Raw genomic sequence first — 6,582 nt, 5'->3', positions numbered from 1 at the left:
AAAGGTTTGTAGTGAGGACTTTAGTCCTCAGAAAATAAAGGACTAAAGTCCTCACTACGAACCAATCTCATACACTTGTTTCATAATTGTCGAAGTTGAAAGCAGTCCAGTTTGGATTAAAAATTGGCGTCTGTTCATGGTAATTGGCAATTGGTAATTTGCGCTCGAAAAGGTTTGTAGTGAGGACTTTAGTCCTCAGAAAATAAAGGACTAAAGTCCTCACTACGAACCAATCTCATACACTTGTTTCATAATTGTCGAAGTTGAAAGCAGTCCAGTTTGGATTAAAAATTGGTGTCTGTTCATCGTAGTTTATGATTGGTGATTTGCGTTGCGCTCGAAAAGGTTCGTAGTGAGGACTTTAGTCCTCAGAAAAGAAAGGACTAAAGTCCTCACTACGAACCAATCTTAAACACTTCTTTTATCGGCGCATAAATTCTGGACTGCCCAAAATCAAAGCGGTGCGTAAATTAGCCGGACTGGAGGCGATCGCACTTTTGGTATTCGCCGAGAAATCATTCCCCAAAATATTAGCTAACTGCGACGGATCTATTAACTGGCTGCTATTTTTCGGGCCCATTGGCAAAGAGGAGTTAGAAGTAGTTGCGATCGCAGGTAACATCCATCCTGACTGATTGTTGTTAGCCAGAGGAGAGTTTAAATACAAGGGATTGGTCGCCAAAGCAGTGACAAAACTTAGCCGACGGGCGATCGCATCTGGATTCAGCCAAGCATCTTGAGTATTCTTGTAACCGTCGGGAGTTGGGCAGCCATAAGGTGCCATTCCTAGCTGTAGCAAGGTTGTGTAAAGCGGTTGAAAATTTTCTACTGTCTTATTTGTCGATCGCACCGCCGAGATAACGTATTGGTAGGGAGTTTTCAACTTAGCGCTGTAATTTTTTTTATCCCAGAATTCTCGGCTGCGGAACAAAGTATTTAAGACTTCGCGGATATCTCCATCAGTTTCGAGAAATCGCTGGCTGAGGCGATCTACTAAGGCATTTGGCGGGCTGTCAGCCACAAAATATTGAGCTAATTTATAACTGACGTGTTTGGCTGTGGCTGGGCTTTTGGCTAAAATAGTTAAAGCTTGTTTTCCCTCGGTTTCGCCAGAACCTTTGATAGTTTGCCCGAGAAATACTTTATCGCTAAAATCATGGCGTTTGGCATCGAAATAAAAGCTGTAACCGTCCTTTTTAGATGGCTGCGGCCCAAATCCCCAGCCTGTAAAAATGCGAGCTAAGGCGATGACATCTTGTTGCGTATAACCGCCCTTGACACCTAAGGTATGCAGCTCCATTAACTCCCGCGCATAATTCTCATTTAATCCCCGAAATCCGCCTTTGGCTCCGATACTTTTTGGATCGGTATTTTGCCAATTATCTAAATAATACAACATGGCAGGATGGCGGGAAGTTGCACCTAGTAAGTCCCGGAATTTTCCCAGAGCGTAGGGTCTAATTGCTTCTTGTTCGTAGGCTCCTACCCAGAGTTTATTTAAGGATCCTTTATCTGAGTAAACATTAAAGTGATTGTACCAAAAATCCACCATAACTTCTTGCAATTGGCGGGGACTTTCTGCCGATCGCAACAAACGAGCTTTAATTGCTTCTTGGAGAACGATCCGAGCCTTAATGCTAGTGGCTCTGATTGCTTCTGGCGTTGGTCTGTGACCGTTTTGCGATCGGCGGATACCGTACTCGGCAAAGAGTTCTGCTGGTGTTTTTTGCAGGGTTTCTAAGCTGTTGATGCGAGAGATAAGATGCTGAGGTTCGCGGATGGTTTCTGGGGAAAGTTGTTGTTGGATGTAATTTTCTGTCCCCAGCGATCGCACTTTTTCGATATCGCCCAATCGCGGCCCAAAACTAATGCGGTTGAGGAGATGTACGATTTTGGAATTGTCGGGGGGACTGGCGGCGCTGCTGGAGGCGATCGCACACAGCCACAAGTAGAGAAATAATGCCCCATGTTTGAGTGTCTGTTTCATACTAGGTGCTGGGGGAACAGTTTGTTAACTATGTATGCTCTAGACTGGTTTGGTGGCAAAAAGGTTCAATTGTTTACGATTTCGGCACTGGCGATGGGAAACCGGATTGTTTAAGCAAATATAGCAATCCTAAATGATTAATGAAGATTTGTAGGGGTAGTGCCCCCGTGCCTACCCCTTATCTATTAAAACAACCGAGTTATTTAAGAGCCCCTACAATAATTATGCAAATGATGCGAGGATTGCTATACTTGCTTAAAACTCTCAATAAGAGTTAAAAAAACCCGGTTTCTTTGTGGGCGATCGCGCAACTCCTACGGTTGTTAGTCATCAATGCCCAACATGATACGCGGGTGAAATAAATTTATTATCCGTATCTTCGCGGGCGATCGCTGTCCGACGGTCAGTCAATAGCATAAAATTAGAAAAGAAAGAGATATTATTTTCCTAAAGCTAAACTTGCCCGTGACTCCCAATCCATTTGCCGAAGAACGCCTGCTATTTGCCCCAGCCACCCCCGATGCTGACGCTATTCCGACTATTTTTGCATTTCCCAACGAGTACACGGTTGGGATTACCAGTCTCGGCTATCAGATAGTGTGGGCAACTTTGGCCGTGCGATCGGATATTGAAGTCAGCCGTTTATTTACTGATATCAGCGAACCACTTCCCCGACATCCAGAATTGCTGGGATTTTCGCTTTCTTGGGAACTCGATTATGTAAATATTCTCAATTTGTTGGAATCTCTAGAAATTCCGATTTGGGCTTCAAAAAGAACTGAAAATCATCCAATAGTATTTGGTGGCGGCCCGGTTTTTACGGCGAATCCTGAACCTTTTGCAGATTTTTTGGATGTAATTTTGCTGGGAGATGGCGAACATCTCATTGATAATTTTATTGATGCTTGTAAAGAAGTTCGTAGCGCCGACAGACAAACTAAATTGCGGCATTTAGCCCAAGTTCCTGGGGTTTACGTTCCTAGTTTGTACGAAGTAACTTATTTGGATGCCACTGAGGGGATTAAATCCATTCATCCTGTGGATTCTGAAATTCCTAGTATGGTGGAAAAACAGACTTATCGCGGCAATACTTTGTCTGCTTCTACCGTAGTAACAGAAAAAGCGGCTTGGGAAAATATTTATATGGTGGAAGTGGTGCGAAGTTGTCCAGAAATGTGCCGTTTTTGTTTGGCAAGTTATCTCACTTTACCATTTAGAACTGCGAGTTTGGAGGATTCGCTAATTCCGGCGATCGATCGCGGTTTAGCTGTGACTAATCGTTTGGGTTTGTTGGGTGCTTCTGTGACTCAGCACCCAGAATTTGAAGCATTGCTGGAGCATTTAAACCATCCGAAATACGACGGAGTGCGGCTGAGTCTATCTTCGGTACGCACGAACACGGTGACAGTTAAGTTAGCGGAAATATTGACAAACAGAGATAGCAAGTCTGTGACGATTGCGGTGGAAAGTGGTAGCGAACGTCTCCGCAAGATTGTGAATAAAAAACTCACTAACGATGAAATTATTCAAGCTGCTATTAATGCTAAGGCTGGCGGGTTAAAAGGGATTAAGCTTTACGGTATGGCGGGAATACCTGGCGAAGAGATGGAGGATTTGGAGGAGACAGTGGCGATGATGAAGGCGATTAGAAAAGCCGCTCCGGGTTTGCGCTTGACTCTGGGATGCAGCACTTTTGTCCCGAAATCTCATACTCCTTTTCAGTGGTTTGGTGTGAATAAAGATGCGGAGAAGAGGCTGAAGTTTTTAGATAAAGAATTGCGGAAGTTGGGATTGGAATTTCGACCTGAAAGCTATAACTGGTCTGTGATTCAGGGTTTGCTATCGAAGGGCGATCGCAGGTTGTCCAAGCTGTTGGAATTAGTGCGACACTATGGAGATACTTTGGGAAGTTATCGGCGGGCTTTTAAGGAGTTGCGGGGAGAGTTACCGGAAATGGATTTCTATGTGTTCCAACAGTGGGATTTAAATCAGGTTTTGCCTTGGAGTCATTTAAAAGGGCCCTTACTAGAAGCGACTTTGAAGAAGCATTTGGCTGAGGCTATGAGTCATTCGATTTGAGATTTTGGATTTTAGATTTGAAATCAATATTTCTGGTTGTCGATATTTCAATCGATTGCATTTGTCATGGAAAAATGTAGATTTTAAGACAATAAAGGTACGTAGTTGCGCTTCAGCGCTCTTTCTTATATATAAAGCAATACGGCTTACTTAATGCTTTTGATGAATTTCATCTGACGATTTTTGGATTATAAAGAGGTGAAGTAGATATTAAGAATATTTTACCGCAGAGAACACAGAGAACACAGAGAGGGGAGGGATAAAAGGTTTTTTTACGACATCCAAAACCCTCGCAATACTCTTCCCTCTGCGCCAAAAGCGCCCCAATACGGTTCAAAACTCTTCTCTTGATGGAGTGGATTGTATTTCAATACGGTTTACTTAATGCTTTTGATGAATTTTATCTGACGATTTTCTGGCAATATAGCCATTTTGGGCAAGTCATATTTTTCTTAAGTCAACTGTATTGATATATAAAGCAATACGGTTCACTTAAGACAATAAAGGTACGTAGTTGCGCTTCAGCGCTCTTTCTTATATATAAAGCAATACGGTTCACTCATGTACTGCTAGTCGTGAAAGTCCCATGAAAAATAGATACAGTTTGCTTCGTTCCTCTCGAAAGACAATCTTAAGTAAACCGTATTAGATTTTAAAATGGAGTATTTGCAGTTTAAGAGTTAGGAAATGGCGGAATGCAAAAGAAAGTTTGACAGTTATCCTATTTTCAGTCTCTAGGGGGTTAGTTTGATTGTAGGCGATCGACTTTATTTGCGATCGATCGAGTGCAGAGGTGCGTCGCTTTGAGATTTTTGATATGCAAGTTAGGGATTTTTCGCAGGATCCACACCCTACGCTTACTGTTGCTTTGATCGTCACATTTCCCGCAGGGAAACGGCACTGCCCTCTCCGAATTTCGGGGCAATTGTCGATCGCATTTAAAACTGCTATAATTTTCGCCAAAAGGTCGATCGCCAAACAGCACCTACTTTTCCATGATGACCACAAAATCCTCAATCATCACGTCAAAAGTACGGGCTAACTTGTACACTGCGGCAAAGTCAACCATCGCCATCCCCTGAGAGCGGGCATAATTGCTAATCGTACTGTACCCCACGCCCGATCGCTCCGCAACCTCCTTCAGCGTCCATCCCTTCTCGGCCGCCAACTCTCGAACCCGCAACCTGACTAAACCTTTACTCATATAAACTATTTACAAAATTTTGGATTTAGTATAATATAGCAAAAAGCGATCGCCCGGGTGATTAGATTTTAGATTTTAGATTTTAGATTGACTCTAAAGATGAATCTGGAAGCTGGAACTTTGGTCTAACATTTTGGGCTGCTTACGGTAGAAATCGGCGCTGCTATCCGTTTGGCGGCAGAGTCAACGAAACTAAAGGCGATCGCCCGTTATAATTAATGCCGAGAGATAATTAATGTCGATCGCACCTAGCAGATAGACTGAGCTACCACCACCAGATGCAACTACAATGATATTAGAGAATCAGTTAAGATCGTCGTCAGCGATCGGCGCCTCAAAAATTATTCACAAATCGTTGACGGTCAATCCGCGATCGAGATTTGTCACCGAAGAAACCGTAGCACTTTTGTTCAACATCACGCCCGACCAAATTTACCGAATCGAATGCTGTCACAACATGGTGTACGTACACGCCAAAGGCCTCAGCAGATTCGTCAGCTACGCCGATTTCCCCCCAATCTTAGAAGTAAAACCGGCCTGCACCCAAGACTATCTCGGCTGGTACAAACGCTGGAAACGCACCCAAGCACCAGAATTTTGGACTAAATTTTATACGTACAACTTCAAAGCCGCTGTTTCAGTTGACAGCTTGCACGAGTGGGGTAAATTAGTCGCTACAGTTAAATTGGTAATTTCTGCCTCAGCATTGCAACAATTGCGCGATGTTTACGCTCAAGAAAAAACCTTAATGGAAAGTTTCTAAAGGGAGCATCTCATTTTGGTAAAAAGCATTTTTTCTTTGAGTGCGAGCGGGGACAGCACTACAAATGCAAAACTGAAATGCTCCCGAAGCTTTCTTACCCTATCTTGTTTTAGGCGATTTGTCTAGGATTGCCGGACTGTCTGATTTTCAGGCAACCTGTCACCCCGTCAGCTCGATTATTCTCCTGCATCACCAACTAAGCGCGTGATTGATACTCCCCACCGATGAATCGGGGGGATTCTTAAAGAGTCCAAATGCGAACCTTCAAGGGCGAAATCAAAGCGCCCCTACTGACTCCTTCAAGGCAAAGCCCTAAAGTTGCCGCTACTTTTCGCAAAATATTTGCAGCACCGTTGCAGTCTGCATTAATTTTGCTTCCATCTTTTGAGCGATACAAGCCACGCTTGACACGTTTCCCAGATTCTTTCCACCCTGATAGGGTCGAGTGATAGGTCGCCCTATCACACTCCCTTTCAAAACCGTGCATGAGACTTTCACCTCACACGGCTCCTCTTTATAACCTATCATTTGTCATCTGTACCAGTCGGT

The 6,582-nt window shown here is 43.6% G+C and carries 4 protein-coding genes; 2 read left to right on the top strand and 2 right to left on the bottom strand.

Features of this window, described 5'->3' with window-relative positions:
* Positions 1-421: 421 nt before the first annotated feature.
* Complete coding sequence (locus QZ918_RS16645; RefSeq protein ID WP_293336855.1) at positions 422-1,987, bottom strand: DUF1800 domain-containing protein; 1,566 nt, start codon at positions 1,985-1,987, stop codon at positions 422-424.
* Between the two features lie 465 nt (positions 1,988-2,452).
* Between QZ918_RS16645 and QZ918_RS16640 the strand changes: the two genes are divergently transcribed.
* Positions 2,453-4,066, top strand: coding sequence for a B12-binding domain-containing radical SAM protein (locus QZ918_RS16640; RefSeq protein WP_293336853.1), 1,614 nt, complete (start codon positions 2,453-2,455; stop codon positions 4,064-4,066).
* A 985-nt stretch (positions 4,067-5,051) separates the two neighbouring features.
* Here QZ918_RS16640 and QZ918_RS16635 read toward each other — a convergent pair.
* Positions 5,052-5,270, bottom strand: a complete 219-nt coding sequence (locus QZ918_RS16635) for a helix-turn-helix domain-containing protein (protein WP_293155976.1) — start codon at positions 5,268-5,270, stop codon at positions 5,052-5,054.
* A gap of 289 nt (positions 5,271-5,559) precedes the next feature.
* On the opposite strand from QZ918_RS16635, the gene QZ918_RS16630 reads away from it, so the two are divergent.
* Positions 5,560-6,033, top strand: coding sequence for a hypothetical protein (locus QZ918_RS16630; protein WP_293155973.1), 474 nt, complete (start codon positions 5,560-5,562; stop codon positions 6,031-6,033).
* Positions 6,034-6,582 lie beyond the last annotated feature (549 nt).

Source organism: Microcoleus sp. CAWBG58 (assembly GCF_020883045.1).
Classification (GTDB): Bacteria; Cyanobacteriota; Cyanobacteriia; order Cyanobacteriales; family Microcoleaceae; genus Microcoleus.
Note: the sequence above shows the minus strand (reverse complement) of the source record. Positions and strands in the feature narration are given on the sequence as shown.